Here is a 19,167-nt window from a genome sequence, read left to right as displayed (position 1 = left end):
CCCCCGCAAGCCTAGTCGGCCGTCCGCGCGACGGCCCGCCGCCATATCGACGGGGCCGGTACGGTGACGCGGTGCTGACTTCAGGAGTGGTGCTCAGCGACCGCTACCGACTGGACGAGCGCGTCGCCACCGGCGGCATGGGCACCGTGTGGAAGTGCACGGACACGCTGCTCGGTCGCGTCGTCGCGGTGAAGGTGATGCTGCCCTCGCTGCTCGCCGATCCGGAGTTCACCACCCGCTTCCACGCCGAGGCCCGGATGCTCGCCGCGCTGCGCCACCCCGGCATCGTGCAGGTCCACGACTTCGGCTCCGCCACGCTCGCCGACGACAGCCGGGTCAGCTACCTGGTGATGGAGTACGTGGACGGGCGCCCGCTGACGAGTTGGGTGCGGCAGGCCGGCCGGCTCGACCCGGCGTCCACCATGTCGGTGGTGGCACAGGCCGCGCAGGCGCTGCACGCCGCCCACCTCGCCGGCATCGTGCACCGCGACGTGAAGCCGGGAAACCTGCTGGTCAAGCGGGACGGCACGGTGGTGCTCGTCGACTTCGGCCTGGCCCGGGCCCACACCATGGCCGGCCTCACCGCCGCCCACATGGTGCTCGGCACCGCCTCGTACATGTCCCCGGAGCAGGCGTCCGGCCAGCCCGTCTCGCCCGCCACCGACGTCTACGCGCTCGGCGCGGTCGCGTACTACTGCCTGGCCGGCCGGCCGCCCTTCCACGGTGACCACCCGATCCAGGTGGCGATGCGGCACGTGCAGGACGAGCCGGCGCCGCTGCCGCCGGCCACACCCCCGGCGGTGGTCGAGGTGATCGCGCGGGCGCTGGCGAAGAGCCCGCGCGACCGCTTCCCGACCGCGGTGACCCTGGCCGAGGGCGCGCGGGACGCCCGGGACGCCACCCTCGCGGGCGTACCGGCCCCGCCGCGCCCGCCGTGGGCGGTGAGCGGCCCGGGACCGTCGGCGTCCGAGGCGGACGACCGTACGGCGGCCGGGGCCGGCGAAGCGGCGCTCGGCACGAATGTCCCGCCCGGGCCGGACGGCGGACCCGGGACGCGGAGGGAGCCGGCGCGACCCGGGCGGCGGTCGATGGCGCTTGTCGGGGCCGGCGGCCTGGTGGTGGTCGCGGTGCTGACGGCCGTGGTCGTGGCGGCGCTCCGCTCCCCCGACGACCCGTCGCCGGGGGCGGAGCCGACCGTGCTCGCGGGTGAGTCCGCGGTCCCCGGCTCCGTGACGCCGGTGTCCCCGAGCGGCGCCGGACCGGCGACTCCGGGCGCGAGCCGCATCGGGCGGCCCAGCCGGTCGCCGTCGGCCACCCCGGGCCGGGCCGCGCCGCCGGCCGGCGAACCGGCCGGAGGCGAGCCGAGCACCGGTGCGCCCACGCCGACCGGGGACCCGACGGCGGCCCCGCAGCCGAACCCGTACACCGCCGTCCAGGTGTGCGGCGGCGGCTACCGGGTGATCGACTCGGCCACCCTGACCAGGGACGGGGTCCGGCAGGGGCGGGTCTACCTGCTCTACAGCACCGCGGCCGGGGCCAACTGCGTGGTGACGCTCAAGGACGCCGGCGTCGGGCAGGTCACCACCGTCAGCACGTACCTGCAGGTCAAGGGCAAGGGCCGGCAGACCGAGAGCGGCGGGTACAGCTACTACGCCGGCCCGGTGCGCGCCACCGCCGCCGGCGTCTGCGTGAAGTGGGGCGGCTCGACCGGCGGCGCGTCCTACGGCAGCGCCTTCGAGCACTGCGGCTGAGGTTCCGGCCGAACGACCGCGGTCGCACGATGGCCCGCCAATCGCAAGATCCACTCCACTCCGTCGACGTGGCGGGGTCAACGGCACACCGATGCCCCCACCTCGCCGACCTGGAGTGGATCTTGCGGGGTCGCGAGCCCTGGGGCGAGGTGCCCGGACCCGGAGCGGGCGAACTAAGGTACGGGCATGTCCGTTGACGGGTGGCACACCCTCCTGGTGCTCGGCGGTATCCGCTCCGGCAAGTCCGGGTTCGCCGAGTCCCTGGTCGCCGACGCGCCCATGGTCCGCTACGTGGCGACCGCCCCCGCCGGGGAGCCCGACGACACCGAGTGGGCGGCCCGCCTCGCGACGCACCGGGCCCGGCGGCCGGGGAGCTGGACCACCGAGGAGACCGCGGCGGACCCGGGCCGGCTGGTCGAGGTGATCGGCGCCGCCGGCCCGAACGACACGCTGCTCGTGGACGACCTGGGCGGCTGGGTCACCGTGCTGCTCGACCCGGCGCACCAGCCGGCCGACGACACCGCCACCATCGCCGAGCTGGCCGCGGCGGTGCGGGCGAGCGAGGCGCGGCTGGTGCTGGTCAGCCCGGAGGTGGGCCTGTCCCTGGTGCCCACCACCCCGCTGGGCCGGGCATTCACCGACGCGCTGGGCGCGACCAACCGGGCGGTGGCCGACGCCTGCGACGCGGTCGCGCTCGTGGTGGCCGGGCAGACCGCCTGGCTCAAGCCCGCCGCCGCACCGGCACCGCCGGTCCAGGCCAAGCCGACACAGCACGCCCACGCCGCACCGGCACAGCCCGTACCGACCCCGCCGGCACAGCACGCTCCGCCGGACCAGGGCGCACCGGACCAGGGCCAGGGCGCACCGGACCAGGTCGTCCTCGGCGTCCCGGCCGGACCCGCTGGGGCGGACGTCCCGGCGTGGCCCGGGCTTGACCAGCCAACCGCGTCCACCGAGCATCGACCGGAGGGCGACGTAGCGGACGCGCCGCTGCCAGAGGTGCTCACCCCCACCGCGAGCCCGACGCCGGCCCCGGCGCAGGCCGACACGGCCGACGCCGGCGACTGGGCGGCGCCCACCATGGCGCTGCCGATGATCGCCACCGGCCTGGTCATCCAGCCGGGCATGGAACTGCCGATGCCCGACGACTACACCGGCCCGCAGGCGGTCGACCGGCTGGCCACCCTGGACCTGCCCGGCGCCGGTCTCGGCGTGCTGGAGCAGGTGGTCGGCTTCGCCGCCGCCACCCAGGGCACCTCGACCCCGCGCCCGTGGGACAGCGTGCGGGTGCTGCTGCTGCACGGCGACCACTCCGGTGGGGCGTCGGCCGGCACGGTGGCCGGCGAGTCGGCCCGCCGCGCCCGGCAGGCCCGCGCCGGCCGGGGCGCGCTGGCCCGGCTGGCCGCCGAGAACGGCGCGAGCCTCCAGGTCGTCGAGGCGCCCACGTCGGCACCGTTCGAGGACGGGCCGGCGCTTCCCGAGGACCAGGTCGAGGCGGCACTGCGCTACGGCTGGCGGCTGGCCGAGCAGGCCGCCGACGCGGGCGTACAACTGTTGGTGCTGGCGGCCTGCGGGGCCGGCGCCGAGGCAGCCGCCGCGGCGGTGCTGGCGGCCACCGCCGGCGCGGAGCCGCCGGCGGTGCTCGGCCGCGTGGTGACCGAGCAGGGCGAGATCGACGACAACGCCTGGATGGTCCGCTGCGCGGCCGTCCGGGACGCGCTGCACCGCACCCGGCGCTCCCCCCGGGAGGCCAAGGACGTCCTGGCCGAGCTGGGCGGCGGCGACATCGCGATGGCCACCGGCGTGCTGCTCGGCGCGACCGCCCGGCGGGTTCCGGTGCTGCTCGACGGTCCGGTCGGCACCGCCGCCGGCATGGTCAGCCGGGACCTCGCCGGGCAGGCGCGGCACTGGTGCCTGCTGCCCGACCACGGCGGCCGTCCCGGCGTGCGGCTCGCCGCCGACGTGCTCGGCCTGACGCCGTTGCTGGATCTGCGCCTCGACCTGGGCGAGGGGGCGGGCGCGCTGGCCGCCCTGCCGCTGCTGCGCGCGGCGCTCACGCTCGCCGCCACCCTGCCGGTGCACCCGTCGCTGGGCGGCGCCGAGGACGAGAGCTACGCCGAGCCCGAGCCGTCCACCCCGGCGTACGCGCCGGAGCCCGCCGAACCGGCGTTCGGCGAGCCCGAGTCCGGCGAACCCGAGTCCGGCGAGCCGGCGTTCGGCGAGCCGGCGTTCGGCGAGCCGGCGTTCGGCGAGCCGGCGTTCGGCGAGCCGGCGCCGGCCGGGCCGGGTCCGACCACGATCGGGTCCGACGAGCCGGTCACGCCCGGCCGACGTGCCGACTGAGCCCCGGCTCGCCGACGGCGTCCGGCTGGCGCTCACCACGTTCACCACCGCGCCGGTCCGCACCGGCCGGGTCGACCGGGTCACGGCCGGCAACGCGATGGCGCTGGCCCCGGCCGTCGGCGCGCTGCTCGGCGCGGCGCTCGGCGGGGCGCTGCTGCTGGCCGGGGCGCTGGCGCCGCCCCTGGTCGCCGCCGGGGTCACGGTCGGGCTGGGCGCGCTGCTGACCCGCGGCCTGCACCTGGACGGGCTGGCCGACACCGTGGACGCGCTCGGCTCGTACCGGCGGGGGCCGGCCGCGCTGGCGATCATGAAGCAGCCGGACGTCGGGCCGTTCGGGGTGGTCGCGCTCGTCGTCGTACTCCTGCTCCAGACCGCCGTGCTGGCGGAGCTGGCCGGGCGGGACGCGCCGGCGGCGCTCGCCGGGGTGGTCGCGGCCACCGCGGCCGGGCGGCTCGCCGCCGGCCTGGCGTGTCGCCGCGGGGTGCCGGCGGCCCGGCCGGACGGGCTGGGCGCGCTGGTGGCCGGCACGGTCGGGTGGGGCGCCCTGGCGGTCGGCGCGCTCGCCGTGACGCTGCTTGCCGCGCCCGCGGTGCCGGGCCGCCCGTGGCAGGGGCCGCTCGCCGTGCTCGGCGCGCTCGCCGTCGCGGCCGGGCTCCTGCGGCACCTGGTACGCCGCTTCGGCGGCATCACCGGCGACGTCCTCGGCGCCCTGGTCGAGGTCGTCACCACGCTGTCCTACCTGGGACTGGTGCTGACCGCCTGAACCGTGCCCGGTCGGGCGGGTAGCGTTCGGGTGAGTGCACCGGCGGGTCGAGGGAGACGGCATGCTCATCACGGACGACTTCCTGCCCGTACCGGTGCCGGAGTCGCTCGACGCGACCTACCTGGTGCCGATCGACGGGCTGCCCCGGGTGAGTCCGAAGACGGCGGTGGAGGGGCTGGCCGGCCGGCTCGCCGCCCCGGTGTACGGGCTGGCCCGGCAGATGCTCGACAGCCCCCTGATGAGCGTGGACACGCGCACCGTCGACGAGTTCCCCGAGCTGCCGCCGGACCTGCTCGCCGCGTTCGGCGCCACCGAGGAGCAACTCGCCCGGCTGGCCGCCGCCACCCACCTGGTGGTGGTGCAGGCCGAATACCGGCCGGGCTGGCCGCCGGCGCACGAGTGGGCGGCCCGGGCGGTCGCCGCGGCGGTCGCCGAGACGGTCGGCGGGGACGTGGTGGACGTGTTCGGGCTCCAGTTCCTCGACCCGGCGACCGCGCTGCGCTCCCTCCCGGACGAGCACGGCCGGATCCGGCTCGTCGACTGGGTGCTGGTGCCCTACTCCTCCGACGCCGACGGGCTCTGGTTCACCACCAAGGGGCTGCGCCGCTTCGGGCTGCTGGAGTTACAGGCCCAGGGCGTGCCGGACCACCTCACCCGGGCCTGGGGCGCGGTGATGACCGGGGCGGCCCGGCGGCTGCTGCGGGACTGGACCGACGGGCTGACCGGCGAGGAGGTGCCGGCGTTCGTGCAGCTCCCGGTGCTGGCCACGGTGACCGGGCACGACATCGCGGTGGCGTACGGCAACCCGGAGCAGCACGGCGCGACGGCGCCGGTGCTGCTGCGCCTGGAGCTGGACCCGGCCACCGACCCGGACGCCGACTCGTTCCTCAGCCTCAACCCGCCGCCCGGGCATCCCGGGCCGCCGGGCCGCTACTTCGCCGCCGCCTGCGCGACACTGTTCGACGGCATCCAGCCCGACGTCCGGTACGCCCGCACCGGTGACGCGATGAGCCGGGCGGTCGCGACCGCCCGGGCCGCGCTCGGCGACATCCGGGCCCGGTTCCTCGCCGGCGGGCTGCCTTCGGAGAGCCAGCTCGTGGTCAAGTACGGTCTGCCCGGCGACGACGGCCCGGAGTACGTCTGGGCCGGCGTCACCTCGTGGGACGCCCCGGAACGGATCGTCGGCGCGAGCGCCACCGACGCCAACAGCGACCCGAGCGTACGGATCGGCTCGCCGGTCGTGGTCGAGGCGTCCGACGTGGTCGACTGGGCCGTCCTGGACGGCACCGGCGTGCTGGAGGGCGGCTGGACCCAGGCCGTCCTGGACGCCGGCGAACGCCTGCGCGAGGACTGACCCGGGCGTCTCAGCGGACCGAGGGCTTGACGAACGGCGGCCTGGTCAGGCGCATCCGGGCGCGGCGACCGCGGATGTCCACCGCCAGTTCCTCGCCGTCGGGCAGCTTCGGGTCGGTGTCGACCAGGGCGAGCGCGATGCCGTGCTTGAGCGTCGGGCTGAACGTGCCGCTGGTGACCACGCCGACCTGCCGGTCACCGGCGTACACGGTCATGCCGGGGCGCGGGATGGCCCGATCCACCGCGGCGAGGCCGCGCAGCGTACGGGCCGGGCCGGCGGCCTTCTCGGCGCGCAGCACGTCCCGGCCCCAGAAGGCCGGCTTGTCCCAGCCCACCGCCCAGCCGGAGCGGCCCTGCACCGGGGTGATCTCCGGGGAGAGATCCTGCCCGTGCAGCGGGTATCCCATCTCGGTGCGCAGCGTGTCCCGCGCGGCCAGGCCGCAGGCGCGCACGTCGGGCCCGGCGGCGAAGAGCGCGTCCCAGACCGCGACCGCGTGTTCGGCGGGTACTACCAGCTCGTAGCCCAGCTCGCCGGTGTAGCCGGTGCGGCAGACGGTCAGCTCGACGCCGCCCAGCGTGGCGGCGGAGAAGCTCATGTAGTCGTGCCCGGTGGGCAGGCCGAGCCCGGTGAGCAGGTCCGCCGAGCCGGGCCCCTGGACGGCGAGCACCGCGTACGCCTCGTGCTCGTCGGTGACGGTCACGTCGGCCGGCGCGGCGGCGCGCAACCGGCGGGCCACCTCGGCGGTGTTCGCCGCGTTCGGCACCAGGAAGACGTCGTCGTCGGCGTGCAGGTAGGCGATGATGTCGTCCACCACGCCGCCGGTGGCGTCGTCGCAGCAGAGCGTGTACTGGGCCTGGCCGGGCGCGATCCGGCCGAGGTCGTTGGTCAGGCAGGCGTTGACGAAGTCCGCCGCGCCGGGCCCGGCGACCCGGATCTTGCCCAGGTGCGAGACGTCGAAGACACCCGCCCCGGTACGCACGGCCGTGTGCTCCTTGAGCACGCCGCCACCGGCGTACTCGAGCGGCATCTGCCAGCCGCCGAAGGGGGCGAGTTTCGCGCCGAGCGCGGTGTGTCGCTCGTGCAGCGGGGAACGGCGCAGCCGGGTCTCGGCGGCGGCGGGGGTCACCTCGGTCATGGGTGGCAACTTACCGGCCGGGCCCCTGGTGGTTAGCATCGGCGGGATCCCGTCGGAGCGCATCGGCGGGACAGCCACGCTTCCGGCGGGTAGGTTGCCGCCGGAGAGACCTTCATCGCCGGTACGCGACGACGCGGCCGGCCCGGCCCGCCCGGAGTAGCTTTCGTGACATCGCCCCGTACCACCCTCAGCCTGGTCGACACCGACCCCGCCGAACTCGCCGTCGACGCGATCGTGATCGGCGTGCACAGCCAGACCACCGAACCGGGCGACGGCTCACCCGCCGCCGCCCTGCTGCTGGCCAGCGGCGCGGAGAGCATCGCCGCCGCGTTCGACGGAAAGCTGACCGAGACGCTGGCCCTGCTCGGCGCGACAGGTGGCCCGGGCGAGGTGATCAAGCTGGCCACGCTCGGCACGGTGACCGCCCCGGTGGTCGTCGCCGTCGGGCTAGGCCCGGAGCCCGCCGGCGCCGCGCCCGCCCCCGAGTCCCTGCGCCGGGCCGCCGGCGCGGCGGTGCGGGCGCTGGCCGGCTCGCCGCGGGTCGCCCTCGCCCTGCCGTTGCCCGACGACGCCGATGCCCCGGCCGCGCTGCGCGCGGTCGCCGAGGGCGCGCTGCTCGGCGGTTACCGGTTCGCCGGTTACAAGACCAAGCCGCAGCCGACCCGCCGGGAGCCGGTGGCGGAGGTGCTGGTCGCGGTGCCGGACGCCGCCGACGCGACCGCCCAGGCCGAGGTGGCCCGGGCGCAGGCGGTGGCCGGCGCGGTGCGGACCAGCCGGGACTGGGTCAACACCGCCCCGAACGAGTTGCGCCCGCCGGCGTTCGCCGACGCGGTGGCGACCGCCGCCCGGGAGGCCGGGCTCGACGTCGAGGTGCTGGACGAGGCGGCGCTGGCCGCCGGTGGCTACGGCGGCATCATCGCCGTCGGCCAGGGCTCGGAGGCGCCGCCGCGGCTGGTGAAGCTCACGTACACGCCGGCCGGCGGCGGCAACGGCAAGCGGGTCGCGCTTGTCGGCAAGGGCATCACGTTCGACACCGGCGGCATCTCGATCAAGCCGGCGCAGGGCATGTGGGAGATGAAGTCGGACATGGCCGGCGCGGCGGCGGTCGGCGCGGCCATGCTGGCGGTGGCGGCGCTCAAGCCGTCTGTGACGGTCACCGGCTACCTCCCGATGGCGGAGAACATGCCGTCGGGCACCAGCTACCGGCCGGGCGACGTGATCACCATGTTCAACGGCAAGAAGGTCGAGGTGCTCAACACCGACGCCGAGGGCCGGATGGTCCTGGCCGACGCCATCGCCCGGGCCTGCTCCGACGGCACCGACTACCTGTTCGAGACGTCGACGCTCACCGGCGGCCAGGTGATCTCGCTGGGCAAGCGGATCGCCGGCGTGATGGGCAGCCCGGAGCTGTGCGAGCGGGTGCGGGTGGCCGGCGACGCGACCGGCGAGCCGGCCTGGCCGATGCCGCTGCCGGACGACGTGCGCAAGGGCATGGAGTCCGACGTGGCCGACATCTCCCAGGTCAACGCCGGCATGGACCGGGCCGGGCACATGCTCCAGGGCGGGGTCTTCCTGCGCGAGTTCGTCGCCGACGAGGTGGCCTGGGCGCACATCGACATCGCCGGCCCCGGCTACCACTCGGGCGAGCCCACCGGCTACCTGACGAAGGGCGGCACCGGCGTGCCGGTGCGAACCCTGCTAGCGCTGGTGGACGACGTAGCCGCCAACGGCTGAGGGGTAAGGAGGGGCCCCCGCTTAACGCATTCCGCATAGGCGGGGGCCCCTTTTAACACCTGGCGGCCGGCGGCGCTCAGAAGAGCTCGGGGCGGCGCTTGCGGCGCTCGTTGTAGTCGCGCATCCGCTGGGGGTAGCCCATCAGGCGGACGTCGTAGATCGGGATGGCGGTCTTGTGCGCCCAGCGACGGGCGTCCTCCGGGCTGCCGACCCGCCGCCGCGTCCACTCGCCGTCGTCGGCGATCAGGATGACTGTGGTCTCGGTGACAGTGGTCCGCGGTTCGAGGAATGCCTCGACGCCCCGCCGGGTGCGGACGAAGTTCTCAAGGTGGTCCAGATCGGCGCGTTCGGCAGCGCGGTCGCGGCTCACCGCGGCCACCCGCTTGCGTCGTCGGAACAGCGCCACCGGACCCACTCCTCCCCCGGAACGTCATCGAAGACGGTGCCAAGCGTACGTGTCGCCGACGTGTCGTTGGGCACCTCGGTACGCGCTCGGCCGTCGGTGGTGACAAGATGACCGAGGTGGGGTGTGCCTGTTACCCCGCCGTAACCCCCGATGCAGTGACGCGACCTGGGAGTTGGATGTGAGCGAGCCGAACGACACGACCTTCGACATCGTCATCCTCGGAGGTGGTAGCGGCGGCTACGCGGCGGCGCTGCGTGCCGCCCAGCTGGATCTCTCCGTCGCGCTCATCGAGAAGGGCAAGCTCGGCGGCACCTGCCTGCACAACGGCTGCATCCCCACCAAGGCGTTGCTGCACGCCGCCGAGGTCGCCGACCAGACCCGCGAGTCCGAGCAGTTCGGCGTGAAGGCCGAGCTGGTGGGCATCGACATGGCGGCGGTCAACTCGTACAAGGACGGCGTGGTCGCCCGCCTGTTCAAGGGCCTGCAGGGGATGCTCAAGAGCAACAAGGCGATCACCATCGTCGAGGGCCACGGCAAGCTGGTCGGCAAGAACGTGGTCGAGGTCGACGGCAAGCGTTACACCGGTCGCAACATCGTGCTGGCCTCCGGCTCGTACGCGAAGAGCCTGCCCGGCCTGGAGGTCGACGGCGAGCGGATCATCACCAGCGACCACGCGCTGACCCTGGACCGGGTCCCGTCGTCGGCGATCGTGCTCGGCGGCGGCGTGATCGGCGTCGAGTTCGCGAGCGTCTGGAAGTCCTTCGGGGTCGACGTGACAATCGTCGAGGCGCTGCCCCGGTTGGTCGCGGCCGAGGACGAGGAGTCGTCGAAGGCGCTGGAGCGGGCGTTCCGCAAGCGGAAGATCAACTTCAAGGTCGGCAAGCCGTTCGAGAAGGTCGAGAAGACCGACAAGGGCGTCAAGCTGACCATCCAGGGTGGCGACGCGGTCGAGGCCGAGCTGCTGCTGGTCGCCGTCGGTCGCGGCCCGAACACCGCCGACCTCGGGTACGAGGAGCAGGGCGTCAAGATGGACCGCGGCTACGTGCTGACCGACGAGCGGCTGCGCACAAGCGTGCCGAACGTCTACGCGGTCGGTGACATCGTGCCCGGCCTCCAGCTCGCGCACCGCGGCTTCCAGCAGGGCATCTTCGTCGCCGAGGAGATCGCCGGGAAGACCCCCGCCGTGATCGACGAAGCAGGCATCCCGCGCGTCACCTACTGCGACCCGGAGCTCGCCTCGGTCGGCCTGACCGAGGCGAAGGCCAAGGAGCAGTACGGTGCCGACAAGGTCAAGACCTACAACTACAACCTCGGCGGCAACGGCAAGAGCCAGATCCTCAAGACCGCCGGCCACGTGAAGCTGGTCCGGGTGGACGACGGCCCGGTCGTCGGTGTGCACATGGTCGGCGCCCGGGTCGGTGAGCTGATCGGCGAGGCGCAGCTCATCTACAACTGGGAGGCGTACCCGGCCGAGGTGGCGCAGCTGGTGCACGCCCACCCGACCCAGAACGAGGCCCTGGGCGAGGCGCACCTGGCCCTGGCCGGCAAGCCGCTGCACGCGCACGCCTGACACGACAACCGCGGCGTCCGGCGACGGGCGATGATCCCACCAGGGGAATGAAGGAGTCTGGAGAACATGCCGGTATCGGTCACCATGCCCCGGCTCGGCGAGAGCGTCACCGAGGGCACCGTCACGCGCTGGCTCAAGCAGGAGGGTGACACCGTCGAGGTCGACGAGCCCCTGCTGGAGGTGTCGACCGACAAGGTCGACACCGAGATCCCGTCGCCCGCGGCGGGCGTGCTGAGCCGGATCGTCGTCGGTGAGGACGAGACCGCCGAGGTCGGCAGCGAGCTGGCGGTCATCGCCGGCGAGGGCGAGGACGCGGGCGCCGCCCCGAAGGAGGAGGCCGAGCCGGCCACCGAGCCGACGGCCGCCGCCGAGGGCACCGGCCCGGAGCCGGAGCAGGCCGCGCAGGCCGCCGCGGAGCCCGGGGCCGAGGCGGAGCAGCCGGCCGTCGAGGAGCCGGCCCAGCCCGCCGCGTCGTCCGGCGAGGGTACGCCGGTGACCATGCCGGCGCTCGGCGAGAGCGTCACCGAGGGTACGGTCACCCGCTGGCTCAAGCAGGTCGGCGAGACCGTCGAGGTGGACGAGCCGCTGCTGGAGGTCTCCACCGACAAGGTGGACACCGAGATCCCGTCCCCGGTCGCCGGCACCGTGCTGGAGATCAAGGTCCCCGAGGACGAGACCGCCGAGGTCGGCGGCGTACTGGCGATCGTCGGCGCGGCCGGCGCGGCGCCCGCCGAGGCGAAGCCCGAGCCGAAGCCCGAGCCCAAGGCGGAGGCGAAGCCCGAGCCGGAGCCCAAGGCGGAGCCGAAGCCCGAGCCGAAGGTCCAGGAGCCGACCCCGGGCATGTCCTACAACGAGCCGTCCGCCGAGGCGGAGCAGGCCGCCGAGCCGGCCAAGGCCGAGCAGGCGGCCCAGCCGTCCGCGCCGGCCGCCGCGCCGCAGCGGCCGACCGCCCCGGCTCAGGGTGGCGGCGAGGAAGCCGCCGGCTACGTGACGCCGCTGGTCCGCAAGCTCGCCGCCGAGCACGGCGTGAACCTGGGCTCGGTCAACGGCACCGGCGTGGGTGGCCGGATCCGCAAGCAGGACGTGCTGGAGGCGGCCGAGAAGGCGAAGGCCGCCAAGGCCGAGCCGGCGGCGCCCGCCGCCCAGGCGCAGGCACCGGCCCAGCCGGCCGCCAAGCCGCAGCCGAGCAGCAAGCGGGGCACCACGGAGAAGCTGCCGCGGATCCGGGCGACCATCGCCAAGCGGATGCAGCAGTCGCTGCACGAGACGGCGCAGCTGACCACCGTCGTCGAGGTCGACGTCACGAAGGTCGCCAAGCTGCGCACCCGGGCCAAGGACTCGTTCCAGGCCAAGCACGGCGTGAAGCTGTCCTTCCTGCCGTTCTTCGCGCTCGCCGCCGTCGAGGCGCTCCAGACCCACCCGATCATCCAGGCCAGCATGGACCTGGACGGCGGCACGATCACCTACCCGGCGGCCGAGCACCTCGGCATCGCGGTGGACACCGAGCGCGGGCTGCTCGTGCCGGTCATCCACAACGCCGGTGACCTCAACATGGGCGGCATCGCCAAGCGGATCGCCGACCTGGCCGAGCGCACCCGGGCCAACAAGATCACGCCGGACGAGATGGCCGGCGCGACCTTCACGCTCACCAACACCGGCAGCCGGGGCGCGCTCTTCGACACCCCGATCGTGCCGTCGCCGCAGTCGGCGATGCTCGGCACGGGCGCGGTGGTGAAGCGGCCGGTCGTGGTCAACGACCCGGATCTGGGTGAGGTCATCGCGGTCCGGTCGATGGTCTACCTGGCCATGTCGTACGACCACCGGCTGATCGACGGCGCCGACGCCGCCCGCTTCCTGACCGCGGTCAAGGAGCGGCTGGAGGGCGGCAACTTCGAGGCCGAGCTCGGCCTCTGACGCACGACACGCGAAGGGGTACGCGGCGACCGCCGCGTACCCCTTCGTTGTTTCCGGCCCGCCGCCGGCCGCGCGCTGACAGACTCGGCCGGTGGGCGGGTACGGGTGGCGGGGGCGCCTCGGGCCGGCGGTGCCGGTGGCCCCGGGCGCCCGGGTCGACCGGTTCGAGATCTTCTTCGACCTGGTCTTCGTCTTCTCGTTCTTCATCATCACCCGGGCCACCGCGCTCCAGGTGAGCGGCGGCGCCCTGCTGCACGCCCTGCTGGTCCTCGCCGTGCTCTGGTGGTCGTGGGTGGTGCACAGCGTGGTGGCCACCCGGGTTCGGCTCGGCGAGGGTTTCGTCCCGGTGCTGATGACGGTCGGCATGGCCGCGTTGTTCACGTTCGCGTTGTCGCTGCCGAACGCGTTCCGCGACCCCCGCGGCAACGACGCCGGGCCGATCGTCGCCGCGATCAGTTACACCGTGCTGCGGCTGGTGCACCTGCTGCTCTACCGGCACGCGGTGCGGGACAGCCCGGACGAACGCCGGCAACTGATCCGGTTCGGCCCGGAGGTGATCGGCAGCACCGCGCTGCTGCTGGTCGCCGCGCTGGTACCGCCGAAGATCGACGGTCTCACGTCGGCGGCCGTGGTCCGCGACGGGTTGTGGGCGACCGTCGTCCTGCTCCAGTACGGCACCGGCCTCCTGGCCGGCACCTGGGGCTGGGGCGTCGCCTCCGCCGAGCACTGGACGGAGCGGTACGACCTCATCCTGATCATCGCGCTCGGTGAGTCGGTCATCTCGGTCGGCGTCGGCAGCAACCTGCTCGGGCAGCCGCCCACCTGGCCGGCCGTGGTGGCGGCGGTGCTCGGCATCTTCTTCACCGCCGCGCTCTGGTGGGCGCACTACGACATGGTCGGGCCGGCCGCCCGGATCGCGTTGCACGCCGCCCGGGACGGGCCGCGGGTGGCGATGGCCCGGGACGCGTACGCGTACCTGTTCCTGCCGATGATCGCGGGCATCATCCTGTTCGCGCTCGGCGCCGAAATGATCGTGCACGACATCGCCAGTCCCGACGTACCCCCGAGCGAGTCCGCGCACGGGCCGGCCGTACCGCTGCTCTTCGGCGGGGTGGCCGCCTACATCTGCGGCAACATGCTGTTCCAGGCCCGGACGCTCCGCACGCTGAGCTGGACCCGGGTTGCGGCGGTGCTGCTGCTCGGCGCGGCCGTCCCCGTCGCGCAGCGGGTGCCGGGCCTGGTCGCGATGGGGCTGCTGACCGTCATCACGGTGGGTATGGTGGCGGCCGAGGTGATCGTCTTCGATGCGGGCCGACGTGCGCTGCGCAAGCTGGTCTTCGAGGAACGGGCCAGCCACGAGGCGCACGAGGCGGCCTGGCGGGCCCGCTGGCACGAGCAGCCCGACGACCGCGACGAGGGCGAGTGACAGGCGCGGCGTTGAACCGGCTGCCCGGGCGCCGCGTGTCACCTCCCGGCCCCACCGTGGGGCTTTCGCGAGGAACGGGGACCCGCATGACCATCGACACCGTTTCCGCCGGCGCGGCCGGCACCTGGCAGCTCGGCGACCGGACCGTCAACCGGATCGGCCTCGGCGCGATGCGACTGACCGCGAACGCCGACGGCGGCCCCAGCGACCGGGACCGGGCCGTCGCCGTGCTGCGCCGCGCGGTCGAGCTGGGCGTCAACCACATCGACACGGCCGCGTTCTACTTCTCGCCGCTGCGCTCGGCCAACGAGCTGATCAACCGGGCATTGTCGCCGTACCCGGAGGATCTGGTCATCGTCAGCAAGGTCGGGCCGGGCAAGGACCCGTCCGGCGGGTGGCTGCCGATGGCGCGGCCGGAGCAACTGCGCGGCCAGGTCGAGGAGAACCTGCGCCAGCTCGGCCGGGACCACCTCGACGTGGTGAACCTCCGGGTGCACGGGCCGGAGCCGCTGGCCGAGCACTTCGGCGCGCTCACCGAGCTGGTCGACGCCGGGCTGATCCGGCACCTCGGCGTCTCCGCGGTACGCGCGCACCAGGTCGCCGAGGCGCGGACCATCGCGCCGGTGGTGTGCGTGCAGAACTCGTACGGTCTCGGCTACCGCCGGAGCCACGACGAGCTGATCCGGGACTGCGCCGCGCACGGCACCGCGTTCGTGCCGTTCTTCTCCATCGTCACCAGCGGGCGGGAGGCCGGGGCGACCGGCGAGGAGCACCCGGAGGTGCTGGCGGTGGCGCGGGAGCACGGCGTCAGCGCGGCCCAGGTCCGGCTGGCCTGGGTGCTGAGCCGTGGCCCGAACGTGCTCGCCATCCCCGGCACCGGCGACCCGGCGCACCTGGAGCAGAACGTCGCCGCCGCCGCGCTCCGCCTCTCCCCCGAGGCCCTGGCGCTCCTCGACGCCGTCTGACGTTGTTAAGCGGGGCCCCCGCCTCTACCAAATGCGTTAAGCGGGGGCCCCTCCTTACGTTCGCCGGAAACGACTGGACTTCGAGCGCACTCTAGATAGGACACTGGGATCATGACGACGACACGACGGTTGGGCCGCAGCGGCATCGAGGTCAGCGCCATCGGCATGGGCTGCTGGGCGATCGGCGGCCCGCTCTGGGCCGGTGAGCAGCCGCTCGGCTGGGGCGAGGTGGACGACGACGAGTCGGTCCGCACCGTCCACCGGGCGCTCGACCTGGGCGCGACCCTCTTCGACACCTCCAGCAACTACGGGGCGGGGCACAGCGAGCGGGTGCTCGGCCGCGCGCTCGCCGGTCGCCGGGAGCAGGCGGTGATCGCCACCAAGTTCGGCTACCCCACGGACGAGGAGACCCGGCAGGCCGCCGGTGAGGACGGCACTCCCGACTACGCGCGTCGCAGCCTGGAAGGTTCGCTGCGCCGGCTCGGCACCGACCACGTCGACCTCTACCAGCTGCACCTGGGCGGCCTGCCGGTGCCGCAGGCGTTGGACCTGGTGGAGACGCTTGAGGGCCTGGTCACCGAGGGCAAGATCCGGGCGTACGGCTGGAGCACCGACGACCCGGCGTCGGCGCGGGCGTTCGCGGAGGCGGCTCCGCACTGCACGGCGATCCAGCACGACCAGTCGGTGCTGCGGGACAACGCGGCGATGCTCGCGGTCTGCGAGGAGTTCGACCTGGCCAGCCTCAACCGGGGGCCGCTGGCGATGGGCCTGCTCACCGCCAAGTACCAGGACGCGCCGGCCGCCCGGGGCGGCGACGACGTGCGCGGGGTGGCGCCCGAGTGGCTGACCTGGTTCGCCGGTGGGGTGCCGCGCGCCGAGTGGGCCGACCGGGTGGCCCGGGTCCGCGAGACGCTCACCGCCGACGGCCGCACCCTCGCCCAGGGCGCGCTGGGTTGGCTGCTCGCCCGCAGCCCGCAGACCCTGCCCATCCCCGGCTGCCGCACCGTCGGCCAGGCCGAGGAGAACCTGGGCGCGCTTGCGTACGGGCCTCTGCCGCAGGCGGCGTTCGCCGAGGTGGAGCGCCTCCTCGCGGACCTGCGCACCGCTCCGGCGACCGCGTGAGTGTCGCGCCGAAGGCGTCCGACCGGCGCTTCGCCCTGCCGCCGACGGCAGACGAACGGACCCTGCTCGACGCGTTCCTGGACTTCCAGCGGGATGCCCTGGTGCGCAAGTGCGACGGCCTGTCCGACGAGCAGCTACGGTCGCGGCCGGTGCCGTCGTCCGCGTTGTCGCTGCTCGGCCTGGTCCGTCACCTGGCGACTGTCGAACGCTGGTACTTCCAGGCCGTAATCGCCGGCACCTCCCCCGGTGACCTGTTCGACCTGACCGACGACTTCGACGCGCCGTTCCACGACGTCGCCGACGCCACCGGCCCGGGCACGTTCGCGCTCTGGCGGGAGGAGGTGGCCGCGTCCCGGCGGATCGCGGCCACCCGCTCGCTGGACACGGTCGGCCGCACCCCGGGCACCGGAGCCGAACGATCGCTGCGGTGGGTGCTCACCCACATGATCGACGAGTACGCCCGGCACCTGGGCCAGGCCGACATCATGCGCGAGGCCATCGACGGCCGCACCGGGGAATGAGGGCGACCGGCCTCGCGTACGCCTACTGGCCGAAGGTGTAGCGGAGGTCGGCGTTGACCAGTTGGTTGAGCCGCTTGCGCAGGTGGCCGAGGAGCGAGCCGTCGGGCAGCGGTTCGGCCGCCAGCAGCCGCCAACGCACGAGGCTGCCGGCCCGGCCGTCGGACGCAAGCTCGAACCGCACCCGGGCGTCCGGCCGGCGGGGCCAGAGCGACGACCAGACGACCAACTCCGGGTACGCGGCCTCCAGCACCCGGGGCCGCTGCTCGTCGTCGAGTAGCACCAGCCAGGGGCGGGCGGGATCCCGGTCGGGGTCGGTGAGCGCGTCGAACACGATCGCGGGCGGCGGCGGTTGTGTGCGTGCGCGGCTGCCGACCTCGTGCAGCGCGGGATCAGATCGGGTGTTCACACGGCGCAGCACGTAGCACACCGTAGCACTTTTCGTTACGCTGACGACATGCCTGAGCATGCCCATCGGGAGATCACCCAACGCGAGCTGCGAAACGACTCCGGCGCCATCATGCGCGGAGTTGAGCGCGGCGAGTCCTTCACGATCACCCGCAACGGAACGCCGATCGGGCGGCTGATCCCGATCCGACGGCGCACCTTCGTGCCTCGCGCCGAGGTGCTTGCGGCCTTCGCCAGCGCCCCCCGGCTTGACGAGGCTCGTCTCCGCGCTGATCTCGATGCCACGTTCGACCAGGATCTGTTGAATCGTGACTGGTGACAGTGTCCAGCGCGGCTTGATCGACACGAACATCGTCATCCATCTGAGCAGGTTGGGCGCGGCGGAGCTACCCGACGAAATGGTGATCACGGCAGTCACCTTGGCGGAACTCTCAGCCGGCCCGCATCACACTGACGATCCCCGCGAACGGGCCCGTCGCATGAGCGTGTTGCAGCACGTGGAGTCGACGTTCGAGCCGCTTCCGTTCGACGCGGAGGCGGCACGAGCCTTCGGCCTGGTCTCCGCCGCCGTGCGGGCTGCCGGACGGGGCACCCGACGCCGGGTCGCTGACCTCATGATTGCCTCCGTCGCGCACACCACTGCCCTACCCCTTTACACCACCAACCCGGCCGACTTCGTCGGGCTCGACGATCTGATCACCGTTCGCACGGTCGCCAGACCGATCGACTGATCTCCCGCCGGCGGGAGAGAGCCGTGCGTGCGTGACGAGTGAGTGATTTCGCTCCACGCATCCGGATCGCGCCGCGTACCCGAAGATGTGAGCATGCGGATCCTCATGGCCGGCGCGTCCGGTTTCCTCGGCACCCGACTGGTCGACCGGCTCACCGCGGACGGCCATCAGGTCACCCGTCTGGTCCGCCGCGCGCCGCGCACCCCGGACGAACGGCGGTGGAATCCGTCCGCCGCGCAGCTCGACCCGCAGGTGGTCGCGGACGCGGACGCGGTGGTGAACCTGGCCGGCGCGGGGGTGGGCGACAAGCGTTGGAACGACGACTACCGGAAGCTGATCCGGACCAGCCGGGTGGACAGCACCACCACCCTCGCCATCACGGTCGCCGGCCTGCCGGCCGTGGATCGGCCGGCGGCACTGCTCAACTCGTCCGCGGTCGGCTGGTACGGCAACACCGGTGACCGCGTCGTGGAGGAGGACGCGCCGGCGGGTGAGGGGTTCCTGGCCGACGTCTGCCGGGTCTGGGAGGCCGCGACCCGACCGGCCGAGGACGCCGGGGTACGTGTGGTGCGGCTGCGCACCGGGCTGCCGCTGCACCGCGACGGCGGCCTGCTCAAGCCGCAACTGCTGCCGTTCCGGCTGGGTGTCGGCGGCAAGCTGGGCAATGGCCGGCAGTGGCTGCCGTGGATCTCGATGCCGGACTGGCTGGACGCGCTGGCGTTCCTGCTGGCCCGCGACGACGTGGCCGGTCCGGTCAACGTGGTCGGGCCGGCGCCTGTCACGAACGCCGAGTTCACCCGCGAACTGGCCCGCCTGCTGCACCGGCCGGCGATCATGCCGATTCCGGCGTTGGCGTTGAAGGTGGCGCTCGGCGGGTTCGCGCACGAGGCGCTCACCAGCACCCGGGTGCTGCCCGGGGTGCTCGGCAAGGCCGGTTTCACCTGGACGCACCCGGACCTGCCGGGCGCGCTGCGCGTCGCCCTCGCCGGCTGAGCCGGTGGGCGTTAAGCGGGGCCCCCGCCTATGC

At 74.1% G+C, this 19,167-nt stretch carries 17 protein-coding genes; 14 read left to right on the top strand and 3 right to left on the bottom strand.

Annotation, left to right across the window (positions count from 1 at the left end):
• The first annotated feature begins 71 nt into the window (after positions 1-71).
• From O7602_RS06755 to O7602_RS06740, 4 genes are all read left to right on the top strand, one after another.
• Positions 72-1,751, top strand: coding sequence for a serine/threonine protein kinase (locus tag O7602_RS06755; RefSeq protein WP_281587357.1), 1,680 nt, complete (start codon positions 72-74; stop codon positions 1,749-1,751).
• Between the two features lie 186 nt (positions 1,752-1,937).
• Positions 1,938-4,094 carry a bifunctional adenosylcobinamide kinase/adenosylcobinamide-phosphate guanylyltransferase gene (locus tag O7602_RS06750; protein ID WP_281587356.1) on the top strand — a complete coding sequence of 719 codons (2,157 nt, stop codon included), beginning with the start codon at positions 1,938-1,940 and terminating at the stop codon, positions 4,092-4,094.
• A complete protein-coding gene (locus O7602_RS06745; protein WP_281587355.1) occupies positions 4,084-4,857 on the top strand; it encodes an adenosylcobinamide-GDP ribazoletransferase in 774 nt (257 codons plus the stop codon). The genes O7602_RS06750 and O7602_RS06745 overlap by 11 nt, the downstream gene beginning before the upstream one ends.
• A gap of 61 nt (positions 4,858-4,918) precedes the next feature.
• Positions 4,919-6,211, top strand: coding sequence for a DUF2314 domain-containing protein (locus tag O7602_RS06740; RefSeq protein ID WP_281587354.1), 1,293 nt, complete (start codon positions 4,919-4,921; stop codon positions 6,209-6,211).
• A 10-nt stretch (positions 6,212-6,221) separates the two neighbouring features.
• Here O7602_RS06740 and gcvT read toward each other — a convergent pair whose 3' ends face one another.
• A complete protein-coding gene (gene gcvT, locus O7602_RS06735) occupies positions 6,222-7,346 on the bottom strand; it encodes a glycine cleavage system aminomethyltransferase GcvT (RefSeq protein WP_281587353.1) in 1,125 nt (374 codons plus the stop codon).
• A gap of 165 nt (positions 7,347-7,511) precedes the next feature.
• On the opposite strand from gcvT, the gene O7602_RS06730 reads away from it, so the two are divergent.
• Positions 7,512-9,080 carry a leucyl aminopeptidase gene (locus tag O7602_RS06730; protein WP_281587352.1) on the top strand — a complete coding sequence of 523 codons (1,569 nt, stop codon included), beginning with the start codon at positions 7,512-7,514 and terminating at the stop codon, positions 9,078-9,080.
• A gap of 76 nt (positions 9,081-9,156) precedes the next feature.
• Here O7602_RS06730 and O7602_RS06725 read toward each other — a convergent pair whose 3' ends face one another.
• Positions 9,157-9,486 carry a hypothetical protein gene (locus O7602_RS06725; RefSeq protein WP_281587351.1) on the bottom strand — a complete coding sequence of 110 codons (330 nt, stop codon included), beginning with the start codon at positions 9,484-9,486 and terminating at the stop codon, positions 9,157-9,159.
• A 178-nt stretch (positions 9,487-9,664) separates the two neighbouring features.
• Here O7602_RS06725 and lpdA point away from each other — a divergent pair, with 178 nt between their 5' ends.
• The 6 genes from lpdA (at position 9,665) to O7602_RS06695 (ending at position 17,004) form a co-directional block, all read left to right on the top strand.
• Positions 9,665-11,056 (top strand): dihydrolipoyl dehydrogenase, encoded by a 1,392-nt coding sequence (lpdA, locus tag O7602_RS06720; protein WP_281587350.1) that lies wholly within the window; start codon positions 9,665-9,667, stop codon positions 11,054-11,056.
• A gap of 66 nt (positions 11,057-11,122) precedes the next feature.
• A complete protein-coding gene (gene sucB / locus O7602_RS06715) occupies positions 11,123-12,970 on the top strand; it encodes a 2-oxoglutarate dehydrogenase, E2 component, dihydrolipoamide succinyltransferase (RefSeq protein WP_281587349.1) in 1,848 nt (615 codons plus the stop codon).
• A gap of 91 nt (positions 12,971-13,061) precedes the next feature.
• Positions 13,062-14,396, top strand: a complete 1,335-nt coding sequence (locus O7602_RS06710; RefSeq protein ID WP_281587348.1) for a low temperature requirement protein A — start codon at positions 13,062-13,064, stop codon at positions 14,394-14,396.
• 86 nt (positions 14,397-14,482) lie between these two features.
• Positions 14,483-15,361 carry an oxidoreductase gene (locus O7602_RS06705; protein WP_281587347.1) on the top strand — a complete coding sequence of 293 codons (879 nt, stop codon included), beginning with the start codon at positions 14,483-14,485 and terminating at the stop codon, positions 15,359-15,361.
• A 111-nt stretch (positions 15,362-15,472) separates the two neighbouring features.
• Positions 15,473-16,483: an aldo/keto reductase gene (locus tag O7602_RS06700; protein ID WP_281587346.1), complete on the top strand. Its 1,011-nt coding sequence runs from the start codon at positions 15,473-15,475 to the stop codon at positions 16,481-16,483.
• On the top strand, positions 16,480-17,004 hold the full coding sequence (locus O7602_RS06695; RefSeq protein WP_281587345.1) for a DinB family protein: 525 nt from the start codon (positions 16,480-16,482) through the stop codon (positions 17,002-17,004). The genes O7602_RS06700 and O7602_RS06695 overlap by 4 nt, the downstream gene beginning before the upstream one ends.
• 22 nt (positions 17,005-17,026) lie before the next feature.
• On the opposite strand, the gene O7602_RS06690 is transcribed toward O7602_RS06695, so the two are convergent.
• Entirely contained in the window at positions 17,027-17,422 is a 396-nt protein-coding gene (locus O7602_RS06690) for a hypothetical protein (protein WP_281587344.1), read from the bottom strand.
• Between the two features lie 36 nt (positions 17,423-17,458).
• On the opposite strand from O7602_RS06690, the gene O7602_RS06685 reads away from it, so the two are divergent.
• The 3 genes from O7602_RS06685 to O7602_RS06675 all read left to right on the top strand — a co-directional run bounded on the left by O7602_RS06685 (position 17,459) and on the right by O7602_RS06675 (position 19,133).
• On the top strand, positions 17,459-17,728 hold the full coding sequence (locus tag O7602_RS06685; protein WP_281587343.1) for a type II toxin-antitoxin system prevent-host-death family antitoxin: 270 nt from the start codon (positions 17,459-17,461) through the stop codon (positions 17,726-17,728).
• Positions 17,718-18,140, top strand: a complete 423-nt coding sequence (locus tag O7602_RS06680) for a type II toxin-antitoxin system VapC family toxin (protein WP_281587342.1) — start codon at positions 17,718-17,720, stop codon at positions 18,138-18,140. The genes O7602_RS06685 and O7602_RS06680 overlap by 11 nt, the downstream gene beginning before the upstream one ends.
• Before the next feature lie 93 nt (positions 18,141-18,233).
• Complete coding sequence (locus O7602_RS06675; RefSeq protein ID WP_281587341.1) at positions 18,234-19,133, top strand: TIGR01777 family oxidoreductase; 900 nt, start codon at positions 18,234-18,236, stop codon at positions 19,131-19,133.
• Positions 19,134-19,167: the final 34 nt, after the last annotated feature.

Origin of the sequence: Micromonospora sp. WMMD1128, from assembly GCF_027497235.1 — a bacterium.
Classification (GTDB): domain Bacteria; phylum Actinomycetota; class Actinomycetes; order Mycobacteriales; family Micromonosporaceae; genus Micromonospora.
Note: the sequence above shows the minus strand (reverse complement) of the source record. Positions and strands in the feature narration are given on the sequence as shown.

Coding starts and splice junctions, on each gene's coding strand:
- O7602_RS06700 (WP_281587346.1), top strand. CDS start 15,473: ATGACGACGACACGACGGTTGGGCCGCAGCGGCATCGAGGTCAGCGCC.
- gcvT (WP_281587353.1), bottom strand. CDS start 7,346: ATGACCGAGGTGACCCCCGCCGCCGCCGAGACCCGGCTGCGCCGTTCC.
- O7602_RS06675 (WP_281587341.1), top strand. CDS start 18,234: ATGCGGATCCTCATGGCCGGCGCGTCCGGTTTCCTCGGCACCCGACTG.
- O7602_RS06685 (WP_281587343.1), top strand. CDS start 17,459: ATGCCTGAGCATGCCCATCGGGAGATCACCCAACGCGAGCTGCGAAAC.
- sucB (WP_281587349.1), top strand. CDS start 11,123: ATGCCGGTATCGGTCACCATGCCCCGGCTCGGCGAGAGCGTCACCGAG.
- O7602_RS06705 (WP_281587347.1), top strand. CDS start 14,483: ATGACCATCGACACCGTTTCCGCCGGCGCGGCCGGCACCTGGCAGCTC.
- O7602_RS06740 (WP_281587354.1), top strand. CDS start 4,919: ATGCTCATCACGGACGACTTCCTGCCCGTACCGGTGCCGGAGTCGCTC.
- O7602_RS06750 (WP_281587356.1), top strand. CDS start 1,938: ATGTCCGTTGACGGGTGGCACACCCTCCTGGTGCTCGGCGGTATCCGC.